Raw genomic sequence first — 18921 nt, 5'->3', positions numbered from 1 at the left:
AGAATAAATAATTTGATTCTACAAATGTAGAGATTAAATGTGTTTTAGGGTGTACTAAGACTTTTTAAATCCTAATATGATAGAAAGGGCAGTAGTTATAAGACCTACGGTTAGCAGAAGGTTTCCGTTTATGAATCCAAATTGCCAGTGTAGAATTTTAAATTGAGCACCAATAATAATACAAATTACCGCAGTTGAATATAATACTATGTTGATGATTTTCTTTTTTGAAGTAGGGGGCTGCTCCTCTAATTTGGAGGAATTATCATTTGAAAAAAATACATCTTTTATATAGGCAATGATGAAAAATACCAAGGCCATTCTAAAAATATAGGAAAATATATAACCATAATTTAAATGCAGAACTCTAAATAAGTAATGAAGTAAAAAGGAAATTAATAAAAATAACTTGGCATAATCTAACCAGTTTTTGATTGGTTTCTTGTAAAACCCTATAATGAAGAAAATAGCGATACCACCAACTGCTGTAACCAATAATATTTCAGCATAGGGCCAATGCATTAATTTAAAGAGTATGGCAATTAATGCCAAGGCAATGCTTAGTCTTAGAAATCGGTTGCTTTTTTCCTTGGTAATCAAAAGTTTTACTTCTTTGGTTTCTATGTAGAACGACGAATAAAAGTTTTAAGTGTTTTCAAATAGGCTTTGGTGTGATTTGTTCCCTTTTAAAAGATTAAATTTGCAGCCTAAAAGCAACCTAGAATGAGCGTAAAAGATGATTTAGAAGCACGTAGTGGTTCCACATGTGAATTATGTACCGCAACCAATAATTTAGAAGTTTTTGAAGTTGAACCGGTTTCTATTAGTGGAGTTGATTCTAGTATTTTGGCATGTGAAACGTGTCGTACTCAAATTGATGACCCTGAACAAATGGATGCTAATCACTGGCGTTGTTTAAATGACAGTATGTGGAGCGAGTATGATTCTGTAAAAGTTGTGGCGTGGAGAATGCTATCTAGATTAAAATCTGAAGGTTGGCCCAAAGATTTGCTGGATATGATGTATTTAGAACCTGAAGTTTTAGATTGGGCAAAGGCTACGGGAGAAGGTTTGGCAGAAAGTGAGAAGATAATTCACCGTGATGTCAATGGTGTAATCTTACAAAATGGTGATAGTGTTGTATTGGTGAAAGACCTAAAGATTAAAGGTTCTAGTCAAGTAGCCAAACAAGGTACTGCAGTAAGGCGAATTTCGTTAGATAGGGAAAATGCTGAATATATTGAAGGCAAAGTAGGACCTACCCTTACCGTGATCATCACTAAATACGTGAAAAAAATATAGTTGTTTATTATTGGTTCTCGGTATCAATTTATCATCAACAAAATATACTTCTACAATAAAAAACGTCTTTGCTTACAAAGACGTTTTTTAATTTACTGTCAACTGTCAACTGTCAACTGTCAACTGTCAACTGTCAACTGTCAACTGTCAACTGTCAACTGTCAACTACTTCTTGGTCATTTCAGTGAAATATTGATAGAAATAAGGGATGGTTTCAATGCCTTTTAAGTAGTTCCATACCCCAAAATGTTCGTTAGGGGAGTGTATGGCATCACTATCTAAACCAAAGCCCATAAGAATAGTTTTACTCTTTAATTCTTTTTCAAATAGAGAGACTATAGGAATACTACCACCACTACGTTGCGGTATCGGTTTTTTACCAAATGTGGTTTCGTATGCTTTTGATGCTGCTTGGTATGCATCAGTATCTATTGGCGTTACATAACCTTGACCTCCATGATGAGGTTTTACTACTACGGTAACACCTTTAGGTGCAATAGATTCAAAATGAGTTTTAAATAGCTCAGTAATTTCTCTCCAATCTTGGTTGGGTACCAATCTCATAGATATTTTAGCATATGCTTTACTTGCTATAACCGTTTTGGCTCCTTCCCCAATATATCCGCCCCAAATGCCATTGACATCTAAGGTAGGTCTAATGGAGTTACGTTCGTTTGTAGAATAACCTGCTTCACCATACACTGAATCAATATCCAAAGCTTTTTGATATTTTTCTATGCTGAACGGTGCTTTTGCCATTTCTGCACGTTCTTCGGCGGAAAGTTCCTCTACCTTGTCATAAAACCCTGGAATGGTAATATGGTTATTTTCGTCATGTAAACTAGCGATCATTTTAGTTAAAATGTTGATCGGATTTGCAACGGCACCACCGTATAAACCAGAATGTAAATCGCGATTAGGTCCAGTAACTTCCACTTCAACATAGCTAAGTCCGCGTAAACCCGTGGTAATTGACGGCACATCATTGGCAATCATGCCCGTGTCCGATATTAAAATAACATCGTTTGCCAATTTTTCTTTATTCTCGGCAACATAAATACTTAAGTTATTACTACCAACTTCCTCTTCGCCTTCGATCATGAATTTTACATTACACGGCAGCTGATCGGTTTTTACCATCAATTCCAATGCCTTTACATGCATGTACATTTGCCCTTTGTCATCGCAGGCACCACGTGCAAAAATGGCTCCTTCTGGGTGTAAATCGGTTTTTTTGATTACCGGTTCATAAGGAGGGGAAGTCCATAATTCCAATGGTTCGGCCGGTTGTACATCATAATGGCCATATACTAGAACCGTTGGTAGGTCTTTGTTTATGATTTTTTCACCATAAACTATAGGGTAACCGGCTGTTTCATGAATTTCAACAATATTACAACCTGCATCTTCTAATTTTGACTTTACCATTTCCGCAGCGTTTAAAACATCTTGAGAGAAGGCAGGATCTGCGCTAACAGACGGTACTTTAAGTAGTTCTATGATTTCATTTAGAAATCGGTCCTTGTTTTCGGAGATATAATTCTTTACGTTTTTCATGCAATTTTTTATCTGACTTTTGATAAAAGTACAAAAAGCGTAATTTTTAAATAGCTAAAATTTAGAGAATTGATTTTTTGCATTATATTTGCACCCCGATAATCACATATCGTGATTTTGGAAAGTATGCAGGCGTGGTGGAATTGGTAGACACGCTAGACTTAGGATCTAGTGCCGCGAGGTGTGAGAGTTCGAGTCTCTCCGCCTGTACAACAAGGGAAAGCCGACTTTTAGGAGTCGGCTTTTTTGTTTCTGGGTAACACATGGGTAACACAATTGAATATTTTTCGGTTGGACATTTTAGATGATACCATTTCCAACCATTTGATGTCAAATAGAATAGTTGTTAATCCTTTATGAGTATTTCAGGGAAGAGTCCCAAATACTTACCCAAAACTTTGCGTGTGGATCCTGTGGAATTTTTGTAGTGTTCCGGCAGATAAGCGTCAAGCAAAAATTCCATAGGGCGCAACCTACTCTTGGTTTGTAATACTGTCTTTTTCCCTTAACCATTTTTGATAGGATTTGTAGTGCCCTGGGTTTTGGTCGAAATACACTTTCAGGTTTGAAATTACTTCTTGCTCCCATTCTGCTAAAGCTTTTTCCCGAACATCGTTTATTCGAAAAGCTTTAAATACCAAACATCCTATAACAACCAAAGAGATAAACCAAATCGAGTAATGAATCCACAACTGTACCTTCGGAACCAATCTTGCATCTGAAATCTGATGCCTAATGTCTTGAACCGACTCCTGAAGCCTTTCAGTACTGTCCTTCTCGGAATTCAAATGTTCTCGGAGCAATCGTTCGATTTCCGAAGTATCAAGTACTATTTTGATGTTGTCGGTATTTTGGGTCAACTGTTCCAATCTTAGGATGGCCTTGTTGAACCCGTCCAGCTCGTCGGTGAGCAGTTCCATTATTTCGTCCAATTTTTTGTATCCCATAGTTTCAGTTTAGATACCGATTCCGGTATCGATGGCCCTTTTGACCGTTTTTTTAATGATGTTCTTGGCGATGCTAGTTGCAAGATTGGTACCCAGTTCCACCGTTTTCCCAAGTAGTTGGACCGATTTTCCGATTTCTTTTGGTTTGGCGATCCCATTGTTCCGTGAAAGTTGTGCCATTATCCTTCCCCCGGACATTGAACGGTGTACCTCGCTCGCCTTGAAATTATGGCCTTCATATTGGAACCGGAATCCCTGTAACTTGTTGGCCCGGTTTATTGTCGGGATGACTTCCACGTTCCTTTCTTGCATGGCCCTGATGTAAGAGTCCAATGTTTTAGGCCTTATGGAATCCATTACGTACCTATGGATGTCCTTTATTTCTAGCCGTACTTTAGTGGTTTCAAATTCCTTTTCCATTTGTACCTCTTTTACCGTGGTCAGCCCCATTTCCTTCGCTACGTTCTCGGCGGCCAGTTGGCTCCGCTTCCCGATAAAACTATCGTTATAGGCCTTGCCATCGAAACCGATACGGTTCACGTACAAGTGGACATGGGTATGCGCCTTGTCCCTATGGACAAAGGCGATGGCCTGCCGTTCCTTTAGCTGCATTTCCTTGATGAACCTTTGGGTCAGTTCCCCTAACCGTTCCTTGGATAGGTTCCTACCGTCTTCTTGTGTAGGACTGAGGATAAAGCTCAGGGTGTTCTTTTGGCAACGTGTATTCTCTTCCTGTATCAACTTGAACTCCTCGGTGATATCTTGAGGACTGTTACCTGCCAAATGTTGGCTGAATACGATTTCCGCATCCTTCTCCTGGTTCCAACCGTAGTCGATACTTGTACCCGTATGCGCTATGGATTTTCCCTTTCCGATCATTGTTTCGTTCTTTTGAAGTTATGGAGGTGTGTTCGTATTTCCTCCGCCAATTGCTCCACCTCGCTGGCTAGTTTCGGATTGTGCTTCCTGAACATATTACCGATGCGGGTAAAATTCCCCTTGTACTTCACCAGCATTTTATAATGAGCCAATTGTTCCTCGGTCAAACGTTCGATGACCGAATTTCCAAAAGCCGAGCTGCGGCAATATTGGGAGAGGGAAATACCGGCCCGTTCCGCCCTTTTCTTGAGCAGTTTCTTCTCGTAGATGGAGCACCGGAACTTGATATAGGTCCTTTTCATTTCTTTTTTACTTTGCGACCGCCGGGAGCAAAGCAAGATCGTTTTTGTGGCAACAAAAACACATCTTGCGCTTCCTGACCAAATCCATTTTTAGCCTTAAAAATCAACCATTCGTTCATGTCCTTATACCCCTCGTATAAACTTGATTTGTCCAAACAGTTATTGGAATGGGCCAGCAAGTTTTGGGTCGTTGCTTTACCGGTCGAATCATTGTCCAGATAGAGGTCGATTCGGTCGTAAGGATCCATTAGCTTAATCGCTTTTTTGACCAATGCCGTAGAGTTCAGGACCATAAAATCATATTCCGAATTTGATTCTTGAGTACCCTCTAAAATGGATAATAGGTCGAACATTCCTTCGGTAACGACTAGTTTTCCGTTTCCATTTTTGATGTGGGTGATATCCTTGGGCGAGCTGGAATTCTTATAGTATTTGTTTCGTAGTTCCCATCCGCCCGAATCGTTCTTCAATCCTATGGCGAAGTAGCCTCGTCCCTTATGTAGATAATAGACCTCCCTACAAATGGTCGATGCCGTAGAAATGGAAATTTTCCGTTCAAAAAGATAGTTTAACAGACCGTAATGCCGAATAGGACGTGCATGGAGAATTTCTAGCCCTGTATTATTCTTGATTCTAATGATGGGCTGCTGTTGAAAAGAGAAAGAGGACTGGCCCTGTTCCAAGAACCTTAAGGCCTCTCTGACGGAAGATTTGTTGATTTGGCATATTAGGTCGATTACATTACCGCCTTTTCCCGCCCCATGGTCGTACCATCTATTGAGTTTCTTGGACACCTTGAAAGAAGCTAGGGTTTCTGAGCGGAACGGGCTCAGGAACCAAGCTTCTTTTTCGGTCGACCTGGTCGGAAAGTGTCCGAGTTTTGCCAGCGCTTTTTCGATGGGAAAAGCTCGGGCTATTTCACACGTTAACTTGTTCGTTCTTTCTTTTTTCATAAGCCGAATGGTTTTGGACAATTTTTTGATATTTTGATGAAAAACCATCGGGAAGCCAGTATTTGCAATGGTTTCCTTGGCATCGTTTTCTTCATCGATTCATCGTTTTCATGTTTTTTCTATTTTTTTCCGTCATCGTTTTATTTTTTGATGAACAAATGATGATATAATGATGACGGTCTCGACATCGATAGTCATTGGGAACAGCTCAATCCGTCATCATTTCATCGAAATTTTCAAGCAAAAAGGGTTTTTCCACGGTAAAGTAGCGACCCTTGGCGTCCACTAGTTGCATGGAGGCGTCCTGCCAGATGACCGGTTTTTGATAGCTTAGGGAATTGTCCTTGTTTTCCAATTTCCAATCCCTTTTCAGCAACCTTCTGAGCTGGGTCAGATCGGTCCTTATCCTTGTCCGGTTCAACAACTGCAATGCATCCAAGGGGCAAAGGTGTATTTCATCGGTATCGAATTGTTCCATGGCCCCAAGAAGAATTGTGGCAAGTTCCTTTTCAACCCTATTACGGTTGTTCTGCACCAACTTTTTTAACGCGGCTGTTCTAATCTGTTTTGGGGTAAACCACATTCTGGTGGTATGCACGGACAATAATGGTCGTTTTTGCAGATAGTACAGGAAAGCTGGTATTTCGGATACCAGTTGTTGGAGGAAATCCGTTTTCTCTTTTTTGAGCGTTGGTATCTTCAGTACCCAAAACCGGGTCTCGTTCCCGTCTATCTTGATAAAATTGTCCTCGTTGTTGCTACAGAGAACGAACTTGCCAAAGAACTCCACTTCACGTTTGTCCTTTCCCTTGGCCTCCAATTTGTTGATATTGGTCGTGCTCAGGTACTTGATGCGCTCGGTAAGCTCTTCCTTGTTGAACAGTACCTCGTCTATGCAGATGAGAAGCTTGTTGGCCCAGTCCGCATTGAACTGGCTGCTGAAACTGTCATTGGTCAGATAGGTCAGGTTGTTTTCGAAGATGGCCTTCAGCCACTTGAGAAAAGTGCTCTTGCCCGTGGAACGTTCCTTGGAGACCAGACAGAGAATGGGCAGTACCTGGACCGGTTTTGTATACAGTAATTGCAGGTAGTCCAATCCCAGTTCATAGTGCTTCCCGAATATGTGTTCGACGAATCCCAATGAGGTTTGGTATTCCCCTTCTTTGGGGATTGCCTGTAACGGGGAATAGGTATTGTAGAACCCTTTGTATTCCTGCTTGAAATCGATATGGCTCGGGATACAGGTAAAGCCATCGTACTTGGGCACCTTGCTCAAATAATCCTTTCCATGGTCCTGGCGGATGGTCTCGATGTTCCAGTGCACCAGGATCTCGTTGAAATGTCCTGCAATGTTCGGTGCCTGTACCAATTTGTAGTACGAAGTGCCCACCCTTAAATAAGGAATTGATTTCATATGATAAGGTTTTAGAGGCCAAAGGTGATTCCCAAGGCGTGCTATAAATTGATAAAGATCCAGGATTGGTATTACCTAACGAATTGGTTCCATTATAGTTCCGATTTCGGGAACGGGTCTGCGTTCGTTCTGGAGCAGCCAATCGACGATTTTCTTCCTTTCGAAAAAGATCAGTTTCCCGTTGGGCTTGGAGTGCGGGATATGCCCCGCAGCCGTCAGTTTGTACAGATAGCTTCTGGATATTCCCGTATAGTCACAGGTTTCCTCAAAGGTCAGTACCTCTTTGTTCGCGATCAATAGCCTTTCCAAACGGTCGAGCCGTTCGAGTATCAAAAAATTGTCCATTTTGTTTCTTTTTAGATTAAAAAATGAACAAAAGCGCTTTTGTTTTCTTTTAGAGAATTCGTGGTATAAAGGTAAAAAGAAGGAGGTTAAAAGGTAAGGCTCATCGACTAATTTTATACACAATTATATGATATACAATTACTTGTGATAAATCGGTATAAATAAAACCAAATATCATTTAGTGAATAAAATTTGATTTCAAAACGATTCAATTGGTACCATTTGCGTTTTTCTAAAACGGAGGGATTTTGGAGTTATCAACAATTGAAATTGAAGCGTTAAGAAAATAGGGGCTTGAAAAAAACAAACTTTCGTGTTTGGTGTTTCTAATTTTATGGCTTTAGCAGGAAGCTAAATATTTTTTTGTAAAAATATTGTCTTGAAAATCGTTCCTTTTAAAAAACTACGCTCAAAGCCATTCTTTGCAACACAATTGCACTATAATTCTTTTACCTTTGCAAGGTGAAATTTTTTGCGATTATATTATCCATCTACTTTCTGGCACTCAATTTCGTGCCTTGTAGCGATGCCAGCAGTGTTGATGAAGGCACACAGGTCGTTTCTGTAATGGATTTCGATGGCGAACACGGACAAGACTGTGAACTGTGTTCCCCATTCTGCCAGTGCCAATGCTGTCATTCACATACCATCGATTTCCGTTTGGCTATTTTTGAACCCATCGAGCCTATCGTTTCGCTAGAAAATTTTATCCACTTCGATAGTTTGGGCAAGGATATTTCACTTTCCCTTTTACAGCCACCTCGGGCATAATCCAGTTTTCATAGGATAGCTATATCCTGTTTTGACGTGTCCATCTATTGGATTCGTCAACATTGTGCATTGCTTTTTATTCAATGTGCTCAACAAGAATTTCAACTGAATTAACATCCTTATCTATGATTAACAAAATCATTGATTTTTCAATCAATAACAAATTTATAATCGGTCTGTTTACATTGACTCTTATAGGTGTCGGTATCTGGTCAATGGCAATGGTAAATCTTGGGTCTGTGCCAGATATTACCAATAATCAAGTGCAAGTCATCACACAATCGCCCAATTTGGGAACGGAGGATATCGAGCAGTTCGTGACCTATCCAGTAGAATTATCTATGGGTAATTTACCTGGCGTTACCGAAATAAGATCTATCTCACGTTTCGGACTTTCTGTAGTAACCATCGTTTTTGAAGACCATATGGGAACCTATCTTCCTCGACAGCTGGTAGGGGAAAAACTAAACGAACTAGGCGAATCCATCCCTGAAAAATTTGGAAGTCCTTCGATGGGTCCTATTTCTACAGGATTAGGTCAAATTTATGAATACACAATTCAACCAGAGAAAGGTTTTGAAAACAAGTATTCGCCTATGGAACTGCGTACCGTGCAGGACTGGGTTATCAAACGCCAACTTACTTTACTGGAAGGTGTGGTAGAAGTTAACTCTTATGGCGGTAGTATTAAACAGTACGAAGTTGCTGTCGACCCAGAGAAGCTAAATAGTATGGGCATCAGCATTTCACAAATGTACGAGGCTCTTGCTATGAACAACGTCAATACAGGTGGCGCTTATATAGAGAAAAATAAAATGTCAAACTTCATAAGAGGCGAAGGTCTAATTCGCTCTTTGGATGACATCATGAATATCTCGATTACTAACGAGGGCAACATTCCAATAACTATTGGAGATGTGGCAACGCGTGTCCATTTTGGGAGTCAAGTACGTTATGGTGCATTTACACAAGACGGTAAAGAAGCTGTTGGTGGTATGATAATGATGCTCAAGGGTTCTAATCCTAATGCAGTTATTCAAAATGTAAAGGATCGTATGGCAGAAATTGAAAAATCCCTGCCAGAAGGTTTAACTATCGCCCCTATAATTGATCGTAGTGAACTAATTGCCAGAACTACAGATACGGTTAAAACTAATTTACTGGAAGGTGCCTTAATCGTGATTTTTGCACTTGTCCTATTGTTGGGTAGTTTAAGAGGTGGAATTATAACAGCCACGACCATACCATTGTCCTTACTTTTTGCTTTTATCTTAATGAAGCAGTTTAATGTATGGGCAAACTTAATGAGCTTGGGAGCTATTGATTTTGGGATTATCATAGATGGTGCGGTAATTATTATAGAAGGAACGGTTTATGAGATCCAAAAACGAATTAGGTCTGGCAAGCTAAAATTCAATCAAGGCGTGATGGATAAAGTAGCTTATGATGCAGGAAGCACGATGATGGGTTCCGCTTTTTTTGGACAGATAATTATCCTCATCGTTTTTACTCCTATACTTTTTCTTACTGGTGTAGAAGGTAAAATGTTTAAACCAATGGCATACACATTTGGGTTTGCAATGATAGGTGCCATCATCTTGTGTCTTACGTATGTGCCTATGATGGCAGCGCTTTTTATGAAACCAGTACAAAATACCAAAAACTGGTTCGGCAGGTTTGAGCGCTGGCTCGAAAAAATAAGCGATAAAATTATAGGTGCTATTCATAGTGCATATATGCCATTATTAAAGGGAGCCCTTAAACTAAAACTTATTGTTTTATCAGCTGCTGCCGTATTACTTCTTATTGCTGGTTTTATCTTTTCTAATATGGGTGGAGAATTTGTGCCCCAGCTTGATGAAGGAGATCTAGCAATGCAAGCGCTCATTAGACCAGGAAGTTCATTATCCGAATCTATTAAAGTTTCCAAGAAAATAGAAACTATCCTATTAGAAAGTTTCCCTGAAATCAAGACGGTAACTGCTCGTATAGGTGTTGCAGATATTCCTACAGATCCTATGCCTATGGATATTGCAGATATGTACATCATCCTAAACAAGGATATGGACGAGTGGACAACAGCTTCTACTAAAGAAGGTTTGATAGATGCTATAAGAGATAAACTGGATGATGAACTCGTGGGTGTAAATTTAGTTTTTACCCAACCGGTTGAATTGAGATTTAACGAGCTGTTAGAAGGCGTAAGAGAAGATATTGCTGTAAAGCTGTATGGCGAAGATTTAGATGTGTTATCAGAAAAAGTACAGGAAATGGCAGCGATTATACAGACCGTTCCTGGTGCTGGTGATGTGAGTGCAGAACGAACTGCTGGATTACCACAGATGACCGTAAAATATAAGCGTGATAAAATGGCGCAATATGGACTGGATATTCAAAAAGTAAATGATTATATAAGTACCGCATTCGCTGGCGGAACCGCAGGAGTAATTTTTGAAGGCGAGAAACGATTTGATCTCGTGGTACGATTTGATGAAAGCCATAGAAAAAGTATCGATGACCTACGCAATATGTATATCGATCTTAAGGATGGCAATCAGATACCCATTATCGAAATAGCCGAAATTGAATACGTCCCTGGACCTATGCAAATTTCACGTGACAATACGTATAGAAGAACCTACGTAGGTGTAAATGCAAGAGGCAGGGATGTGGAGTCTGTAGTAAAAGATATTCAGCAAAAATTAGATGAAGAACTGGACTTGCCATCAGGCTATTATATTACCTATGGTGGCGAGTTTGAAAATCTACAAAGCGCAAAGGATCGTTTGATAATCGTTGTGCCCATCGCCCTGTTTTTAATATTTATACTGCTGTACTTTGCCCTAAAATCCTTTTCACAATCGCTAATGATTTACATAGCGATTCCCTTGGCGGCCATTGGTGGTGTGTTTGCTCTATGGTTGAGGGATATGCCATTTAGTATTTCGGCAGGTGTAGGATTTATTGTGCTATTTGGTGTCGCGGTTCTTAACGGGCTGGTACTTATTAATCGATTTAACTCCTTAAAAGAAGAAGGTGTGATAAGCATAAAGGATCGAATTTTTCAAGGGACTAAAGAACGTATTCGTCCCATTATGCTCACGGCCACCACAGATATTTTCGGCTTTTTACCTATGGCATTTTCCACATCGGCCGGTGCAGAAGTCCAACAGCCGCTCGCTACGGTAGTTATCGGTGGAATGCTTACAGCTACGCTGCTCACGTTGGTCGTGCTTCCCGTACTATATACCTTTATAGAAAAGAGACGCGAGCGCAAAGAGCAGAATAAGATTGGTTCGTTTAATCCGCAAGGCTTGACTACGATTTTGATAGTTGGTTTTATGTTAGGTGGCACCGCTTTCGCGCCTGCCCAGAGCGCAGTCGAAGGGAGAGCGCAACAATCACAAGCACCTGTGCAAGATCTCATTGCTAAGGACAGCATCACGCCCATCACATTATCACGAGCTGTAGAAATTGCCAAAGAAAATTATCCTGTACTCAAAGCAAGCCAACTCGAAATCGAAAGACAGAATGCACTCACGGGCCATGCCTACGACTTCGGTAGTACACAGATCTTTACGGGTGGCGAAGAAGTGGCCGATGGTCAGGGTATTTATACCTTGATAGGTATCGGTCAACAAAATATTTATCTACTGGGAATAGGTGCTAAAAAACGTTTGCAACAACAACGCATCCAGTTAGCCGAAATAGCTCTTGACCTTTCGGAAATCCAGATAGAACGGGAAGTCAAAAAGGCCTGGTCAGAAGCTTTTCAGGCAAAGAAGAAGTTTGTTTTGTACCGAGAACTGGACAGCATTTATGATCAGTTTGCACAATCTGTAGAACTCAATTATGAAGTGGAAGCCATTTCAAGACTGGAATATGCTGCTGCGCGCAATCAAGCACTACAAATTAACAATAAGTTTCAGCAGGCAGAAACAGACTATTTCATCGCCTTGCAAAAGCTCAACCTTTGGTTGACACCAGATGCGATGTACGGCGTTTATGATGAATTGGGAGCTAGTGAAATTTCAATTTTAGAGTCTAATAATACATTGAATGATCATCCCGAGTTATCGCTTTCGCGAAAGCGTATAGACGAAGCACAAGCAAGCTATGACGCAGCAAGGGCAAATTTACTGCCCCAGTTTAATCTGCAAGGTGGCCTGCAACGTGTCAATGGCGATAGTGGTTTTTATACCTATCAAGCTGGGATTTCCATACCACTGTTTTCTGGACCTGTCCGTAGTCGTGCAAAGGCTGCTAAACTCGATGCACAGATTGCAGAAACCAATGCAGCCTTTAAACAGCGTGAGCTACAATCGCAATTCATACAGGCACAACAAAATTATGCACGATGGCGGGATACCTGGTTTTTCTATAAAACCGAAGCTTTGCCACTTGCCATAGACCAGCGCAAAGGTGCATTGCTGGCATACAAAGAAGGAGCGCTGGATTATGCAGCATTCACGCAAATAATACGTGGTGCCATACAGACCGAAATGGACGCGCTGGATGCACTTGATAAATATTTAGAAGCCCTGTTTGATTTACAATATTTCAAAAACTAAAAAAGATGAAAACGATAAAATATATACCGATTACCGCAATGTTTTTTGCATTGACATTACTCAGCTGTGGCGACACAAAATCTGAAGATGGCCACGATGAAGCCACCCATTCTGATACAGAAGAAAACAATTCTGAGGGTGAGACCGGTCAAGAAAACCTTAACGAAGGCGAAGCTCAAGAAGTAATGCTCACGGCACAGCAGTTTGATGCCTTACAAATGGAAATTGACACGCTCGCGCAACGCAATATGAGTGGTTATGTAGAAGCAAACGGTACGCTGGAAGTACCACCGCAAAACGAAGCAAATATTACCGCGCTTGCAGGAGCAAATGTGGCATCCATAGAGGTTATAGAAGGAGACGAAGTCAAAAAGAATCAAGCGGTGGCTTATTTATCACATCCCAGCATCATCCAGATTCAATCAGATTATTTGAACGCTTACAGCAATAGTAAATTTCTGAAACAGGAATATGAACGTCAAAAAAGACTTTATGAAGCTGGTGTAGCATCAGGAATGAATTTCCAAAAAGCAACGGCAGACTATCAGTCATCTACCGCAATGGTAAAAGGGCTTGAAGCGCAGTTGCGACAGTACAACATCAATACGAGTGGTGTGCGCAATGGTACTATCTATCAGCGTGTGGCATTGCGCAGTCCCATAGCAGGTGTCGTAGAAAAAGTATTTATAAAGACTGGGCAATATGTGGAGCCACAGACCAACTTAATGCAAATAGTAGATACAGACCACGTGCACGCAGATTTAATGGTTTTTGAAAAAGATGTGGACAAAGTGAAGAAAGGCCAAAAAGTACGTTTCAGTATTCAATCGAGGCCAGGAAAAGAGTTGGAAGCCGAAATTTATTCGGTTAGTCAAACTTTTGAGCAAAATCCAAAAGCGGTTCACGTACACGCTGAAATTGAGAATAAAGGAGGTGGTCTTATCCCTGGTATGTATATAAAAGGTAAAATTGAAGTTGATAACCAACAGACTACTGCACTACCTGAAAGTGCCATAGTTACAGAAGCTGGAAAGAATTATGTATTTACAGCGCAAAGGGAAGGCGATGCTTGGAGTTTTAAACCAGTAGAGGTTACAACAGGCGAGAAAGATGGCGACTGGATAGCCATACGCTTTTTTGAAACCCCAGATCCTAACACACGTTTTGCATTCAACAATGCCTATTACCTGATGGGAGAAATGAAAAAGAGAGAAACTGAACACGAACATTAAAAGATATGAAAGAAGCAAGAAAACAAAATTTAAAAGAAGCCAGGACACTACAGATTTGGAATGTTATTTATGATGTTATTGAAGTAGTGATCTCGCTTATAGCAGGATTTACGGCCAATAGTTCGGCATTGATTGGTTGGGGATTGGACAGCACAATTGAAGTCGTAAGTGCGGGAACATTAGGCTGGCGACTACACGGCGAGATTAAAGGTATTGATGAAGAAAAAGTAAAACGAAGACAAAAAATCACGTTAAACATAAAAGCAATTTCATTTACGCTCATCTGTGTTTTCATTTCGTATGACTCCATTACAAAGCTTATAAATCAAGAAACTGCAAACTGGAGCACTTTGGGACTTATTATATTATTGGTTTCCCTCGCTGTAAATCCAATTCTAATATATTTCAAAAGAAAATATGGAAAGAAACTGGACAGTCCAGCTTTAATGGCCGATGCTAAAGACACCTTTATTTGTCTATACCAAACCGTGGTCGTTCTTATAGGACTGATATTGGTCAATTGGCTAGGCTGGTGGTGGGCAGACCCTGTGGCAGCATTGCTTATCGTGCCCTATGCGGCAAAAGAAGGCTGGGAAGCCTACAACAAAGCCAGAAACATCAATTATAACATCGCGAAAAATGACTGAAATAGAAAAAACATTGAGCGATCATAAGGTGCGTCCTACCGCAATGCGCATTTTGATCTATAAATATCTGGCTCAACAAAAGATTGCACTGGGTTTGCTTGATATAGAGACCGCTTTCGCGAAAGCGGAACGATCTACCATCTTTAGAACATTAAAAACTTTTGAAGAGAACGGTATTGTACACCAAATAGAAGATGGTACCGGAATCACTAAGTACGCACTTTGTGAGCCAGGTTGCAATTGCGAGATAGATCAAGATTTACACTTGCATTTTCATTGCAGTAATTGTGATGAAACTGTTTGCTTGACAGAACATAAAATACCACACATCAACCTTCCAGATGGCTACGTAGCCGAAGATGTAAATCTTGTTGTGACAGGTGTTTGTGAAAAGTGCAGTAGTTGACATTGCACAACAGTTGCGCAACTATTTCACTAAATTGTAAGAATTAAAATGTAAAAAATGATACAGCTATTAAATTCAGAGAAAGTCAATTTAATTTCAGCGAAAATCAGCGGTAAAATTTCAAAAGATGAAGTTGAAAAAATCCATTCAGAAATTCACGAAATCTTGAAGCAGAACAGCAAGGTTGATTTCTATTTTATATTGGAAGATTTTGACGGTTATACACTAAAAGGTTTTTGGGAAGACTTAAAAGTGGACAGGGCTCATATTTCAGATTATGGAAAAATGGCGTTTGTGGGCGAAAAGAAATGGCAGGAATGGGCTGCAAAGGCAACCGATTTTTTTACAAGCTCGGAAGTGAAATATTTTGATTTAGAAAATAAGGAACTGGCAAAGACTTGGATTATCTCTTAATTAGCGATAAATGAAATTCAACACTAAAATACCAAAAGGCTTTAAAGAATATTATGATAACGAATTACAGTTTTACCGGTTGTCATTGCTTAAAGGAGATTTATTTCAAGCTTGGAATCATCTTGAGCGCTCACACATAATTGGTCAATCCTATCCTTTTGAGCATACCTATTCACATTGGCTTATGCTCAAATTTGGATTCAGACAAAAAAATGTAAAAGAAGTATTAGGTCAAGTTGTTCGCTTACTTGTCGGTGGTTGGAAATCATTTATAAATCACGTTCCACTTGGTAATACAGGTGGTGCAAACGTACCACCATTAAAACGTATGCCTATTCCAAATGATATTGAAAAATTATTAGATATAGAATGAAAAATAAATTAGCGGTTACAAGTATCCTAACAGCAATTACAGCTTCATTGTGTTGCATCACACCTGTTTTGGCATTAATTGCAGGAACAAGTGGTGTAGCTTCAACTTTTTCTTGGATAGAACCATTTAGACCTTACTTAATAGGGCTAACAATATTAGTTCTTCTGTTTGCTTGGTATCAAAAATTGAAACCAGAAAAAGAAATAGACTGCGAATGTGAAACGGATGAAAAACCAAAATTTATGTATTCAAAAACCTTTTTAGGTATTGTAACGGCATTTGCAATTGTGATGTTGGCTTTCCCATACTACTCAAGTATGTTATATCCAAAAACCGAAAAACAAATCATAATAGTTAATAACTCAAATATCAAAACAATAGAGTATAAAATAAGCGGTATGACCTGTGCCAGTTGTGAAGCACACGTAAACCACGAAGTAAATAAACTCAACGGAATTGTAAATTCAAAAACATCATACGAAAATGCTAACGCAATTATTGAGTATGATAAAACTAAAACGAACGAAACGGAAATTGAGAAAGCAATTAATGCTACAGGTTATAAAGTAACTGATAAAAAATAAAATTGATGCAAACCATATTAAAATCGGAAATCACTTGCCCAGCCTGTGGTTATAAAAAAGAAGAAAATATGCCAATAAATGCCTGTCAGTTCTTTTATGAATGTAAGGATTGTAAAATAGTTCTCAAACCAAAGGAAGGAGATTGCTGCGTGTATTGCTCATACGGAACCGTTCCTTGTCCACCAATTCAACAAAACAAAAGTTGTTGCTAACACAAAATTAGATGAAAAAGAAAAAAGTAAACTTACGTGACATAGACCCAAAAGAACATCAAGGCGAACATTCTCACGATGATGGTCACAATCACGATCACGGAGATGGAAGTGCATTTAAAACGTACATCCCTGCGATAGTAAGCTTTGTAATGCTTATTCTAGGCATAGCTGTTGATTGTTTTGATGCCATTCCAGCCTTTAAAGGTTGGGTACGGATTGTTTGGTACACCATTGCTTATTTACCTGTAGGTTTTCCAGTTATTAAAGAAGGTTGGAAAAGTATTATGCGTGGAGACGTCTTTACAGAATTTTTCTTAATGTCCATTGCCACCTTGGGTGCATTTGCGATTGGAGAATATCCAGAAGGGGTAGCCGTAATGCTGTTTTATGCTGTGGGCGAACTCTTCCAGAATGCGGCTGTTAACCGTGCAAAAGGAAATATAAAAGCCCTACTCGATGTAAGACCAAATGAGGCATTAGTTTATCGTGATGGCGATTATGTTTCAGTAAATCCCGAGACAGTTGAAATTGGCGAAAAGATACAAGTGCGTGTGGGCGAAAAAGTCCCACTAGATGGTATTCTGCTTTCTGAAAAGGGATCTTTTAATACTGCGGCCTTGACAGGTGAAAGCAAGCCTGATACAATTGCTAAAGGCGATAGTGTTTTTGCTGGAAGTATTAATGTCGATGGAGTTATTGAAGTTGAAACAACAAAAGAATTTAAGGACAGTTCCATTGCACGTATTCTCGATATGGTGCAAAACGCAACTGCTAGAAAATCAAAAACGGAATTGTTCATTAGAAAATTTGCGCGGATTTATACGCCTATCGTTGTATTCCTTGCCATCGGCCTGACGTTTCTTCCTTACTTTTTTGTAGATGATTATGTGTTTAGAGATTGGTTATATCGTGCATTGATATTCCTCGTGATTTCGTGTCCTTGTGCTTTGGTTATCTCGATACCGCTAGGTTATTTCGGTGGTTTGGGAGCTGCTTCACGTAATGGTATTCTTTTTAAGGGTGCGTCCTTTCTCGATGCAATGACTCAAGTTAATACCGTAGTGATGGATAAGACGGGAACGGTCACTAAAGCAGTGTTTAAGATTAAGGAAATTGTTACTGGTTCCGCTTTCGCGAAAGCAGAATTTATGAAATACCTAATGGCAATGGAAGAGCAATCCACGCATCCAATAGCAATAGCCATTATGGAATATAAAGCTGAAGGAGCAGATTATAATGCTACAGACGTTTCGGAAATCGCAGGTAAAGGTTTGAAAGGTAGTGTAAATGGAAAAACAGTCTTAGTTGGGAACAAAGCATTGATGACAGCACATCAGATAGAGGTACCAGCAGAAACAGACAACATTGTTGAGTCTATAGTGATGGTAGGCATTGATGGCGCATTTGCAGGTTATGTAACAATTGCCGATGAATTGAAAGACGATGCGCATCAAGCGATCAAAGAAATAAGAGCAGCAGGAATCGATAAGATCATTATGCTGTCTGGAGATAAGGATTCTATCACTCAAGAAGTAGCAAAAGAATTAGGCATCGACTGGGCAAAAGGTGGAATGCTACCAGAAGACAAACTCAATGAGGTGGAAAAATTAAAACAGCAACCAGATACTAAGGTGGCTTTTATAGGTGATGGTATTAATGATGCGCCTGTACTTGCGGCTAGTGATGTAGGAATCGCGATGGGTGGTCTTGGTAGCGATGTGGCGATTGAAACCGCAGATGTTATCATACAGACCGACCAACCGAGCAAGATTGCAAGAGCGATTAAAATTGGTCGTTCAACGCGACGAATTGTCTGGCAAAATATTGCGCTTGCATTTGGTGTCAAGGTCATAGTCCTCATTCTCGGTGCAGGTGGATTAGCGACAATGTGGGAAGCTGTTTTTGCTGATGTGGGTGTGGCGTTTTTGGCTATATTGAATGCGATACGATTGCAGCGCATGAAGTGGGGGTAATTAGAGTCATGAAGTATTTTTAGCTCGTCTTGTAAA

The 18921-nt window shown here is 39.9% G+C and carries 19 protein-coding genes and 1 tRNA gene; 12 read left to right on the top strand and 8 right to left on the bottom strand.

Annotated elements, in window-relative coordinates:
- Positions 1-54 precede the first annotated feature (54 nt).
- Positions 55-600: a hypothetical protein gene (locus CSC80_RS19655; protein ID WP_236973367.1), complete on the bottom strand. Its 546-nt coding sequence runs from the start codon at positions 598-600 to the stop codon at positions 55-57.
- 123 nt (positions 601-723) lie between these two features.
- Between CSC80_RS19655 and CSC80_RS03965 the strand changes: the two genes are divergently transcribed.
- Entirely contained in the window at positions 724-1302 is a 579-nt protein-coding gene (locus tag CSC80_RS03965) for an alkylphosphonate utilization protein (RefSeq protein WP_099189914.1), read from the top strand.
- A gap of 165 nt (positions 1303-1467) precedes the next feature.
- Here CSC80_RS03965 and CSC80_RS03960 read toward each other — a convergent pair whose 3' ends face one another.
- Positions 1468-2859: a dipeptidase gene (locus CSC80_RS03960; protein WP_099189912.1), complete on the bottom strand. Its 1392-nt coding sequence runs from the start codon at positions 2857-2859 to the stop codon at positions 1468-1470.
- A gap of 128 nt (positions 2860-2987) precedes the next feature.
- On the opposite strand from CSC80_RS03960, the gene CSC80_RS03955 reads away from it, so the two are divergent.
- Positions 2988-3069 (top strand) — tRNA-Leu (locus CSC80_RS03955).
- Positions 3070-3332: 263 nt separating this feature from the next.
- On the opposite strand, the gene CSC80_RS03950 is transcribed toward CSC80_RS03955, so the two are convergent.
- From CSC80_RS03950 to CSC80_RS03925, 6 genes are all read right to left on the bottom strand, one after another.
- A complete protein-coding gene (locus CSC80_RS03950) occupies positions 3333-3806 on the bottom strand; it encodes a DUF6730 family protein (RefSeq protein WP_143751718.1) in 474 nt (157 codons plus the stop codon).
- A gap of 9 nt (positions 3807-3815) precedes the next feature.
- Complete coding sequence (locus tag CSC80_RS03945; RefSeq protein WP_099189908.1) at positions 3816-4685, bottom strand: relaxase/mobilization nuclease domain-containing protein; 870 nt, start codon at positions 4683-4685, stop codon at positions 3816-3818.
- The gene (gene mbpA / locus CSC80_RS03940) at positions 4682-4987 is read right to left on the bottom strand and encodes a mobilization protein MbpA (protein WP_099189906.1); all 306 of its coding nucleotides are present in this window, start codon (positions 4985-4987) and stop codon (positions 4682-4684) included. The genes CSC80_RS03945 and mbpA overlap by 4 nt, the downstream gene beginning before the upstream one ends.
- Positions 4984-5940 (bottom strand): toprim domain-containing protein, encoded by a 957-nt coding sequence (locus tag CSC80_RS03935; RefSeq protein ID WP_099191406.1) that lies wholly within the window; start codon positions 5938-5940, stop codon positions 4984-4986. The genes mbpA and CSC80_RS03935 overlap by 4 nt, the downstream gene beginning before the upstream one ends.
- A 208-nt stretch (positions 5941-6148) precedes the next feature.
- Positions 6149-7354 carry a primase-helicase family protein gene (locus CSC80_RS03930; RefSeq protein WP_099189903.1) on the bottom strand — a complete coding sequence of 402 codons (1206 nt, stop codon included), beginning with the start codon at positions 7352-7354 and terminating at the stop codon, positions 6149-6151.
- A 75-nt stretch (positions 7355-7429) separates the two neighbouring features.
- Positions 7430-7699: a helix-turn-helix domain-containing protein gene (locus CSC80_RS03925; protein ID WP_099189901.1), complete on the bottom strand. Its 270-nt coding sequence runs from the start codon at positions 7697-7699 to the stop codon at positions 7430-7432.
- 462 nt (positions 7700-8161) lie between these two features.
- Between CSC80_RS03925 and CSC80_RS19805 the strand changes: the two genes are divergently transcribed.
- From CSC80_RS19805 to CSC80_RS03875, 10 genes are all read left to right on the top strand, one after another.
- Complete coding sequence (locus CSC80_RS19805) at positions 8162-8470, top strand: DUF6660 family protein (RefSeq protein WP_099189899.1); 309 nt, start codon at positions 8162-8164, stop codon at positions 8468-8470.
- Positions 8471-8595: 125 nt separating this feature from the next.
- Positions 8596-13041 carry a CusA/CzcA family heavy metal efflux RND transporter gene (locus CSC80_RS03915; RefSeq protein WP_099189897.1) on the top strand — a complete coding sequence of 1482 codons (4446 nt, stop codon included), beginning with the start codon at positions 8596-8598 and terminating at the stop codon, positions 13039-13041.
- Between the two features lie 5 nt (positions 13042-13046).
- On the top strand, positions 13047-14273 hold the full coding sequence (locus CSC80_RS03910) for an efflux RND transporter periplasmic adaptor subunit (protein WP_099189895.1): 1227 nt from the start codon (positions 13047-13049) through the stop codon (positions 14271-14273).
- Between the two features lie 5 nt (positions 14274-14278).
- Positions 14279-14920, top strand: a complete 642-nt coding sequence (locus tag CSC80_RS03905) for a cation transporter (RefSeq protein WP_099189893.1) — start codon at positions 14279-14281, stop codon at positions 14918-14920.
- Positions 14913-15326, top strand: coding sequence for a transcriptional repressor (locus tag CSC80_RS03900; RefSeq protein WP_099189891.1), 414 nt, complete (start codon positions 14913-14915; stop codon positions 15324-15326). Before CSC80_RS03905 ends, CSC80_RS03900 begins: the two co-directional genes overlap by 8 nt.
- 57 nt (positions 15327-15383) lie before the next feature.
- A complete protein-coding gene (locus CSC80_RS03895; RefSeq protein WP_099189889.1) occupies positions 15384-15740 on the top strand; it encodes an STAS/SEC14 domain-containing protein in 357 nt (118 codons plus the stop codon).
- Between the two features lie 10 nt (positions 15741-15750).
- Positions 15751-16113, top strand: coding sequence for a DUF3703 domain-containing protein (locus CSC80_RS03890; RefSeq protein WP_099189887.1), 363 nt, complete (start codon positions 15751-15753; stop codon positions 16111-16113).
- Complete coding sequence (merTP, locus tag CSC80_RS03885; protein ID WP_099189885.1) at positions 16110-16697, top strand: mercuric transport protein MerTP; 588 nt, start codon at positions 16110-16112, stop codon at positions 16695-16697. The genes CSC80_RS03890 and merTP overlap by 4 nt, the downstream gene beginning before the upstream one ends.
- A gap of 5 nt (positions 16698-16702) precedes the next feature.
- Positions 16703-16909 (top strand): GDCCVxC domain-containing (seleno)protein, encoded by a 207-nt coding sequence (locus CSC80_RS19650; RefSeq protein WP_099189883.1) that lies wholly within the window; start codon positions 16703-16705, stop codon positions 16907-16909.
- Positions 16910-16920: 11 nt separating this feature from the next.
- Complete coding sequence (locus CSC80_RS03875) at positions 16921-18885, top strand: heavy metal translocating P-type ATPase (protein WP_099189881.1); 1965 nt, start codon at positions 16921-16923, stop codon at positions 18883-18885.
- Positions 18886-18921: the final 36 nt, after the last annotated feature.

Origin of the sequence: Maribacter sp. 6B07, assembly GCF_002700155.1 — a bacterium.
In the GTDB taxonomy this organism is placed as follows: Bacteria; Bacteroidota; Bacteroidia; order Flavobacteriales; family Flavobacteriaceae; genus Maribacter; species Maribacter dokdonensis.
The sequence above is the reverse complement of the archived record's forward strand: the minus strand, read 5'-3'. Positions and strand labels throughout refer to the sequence as shown.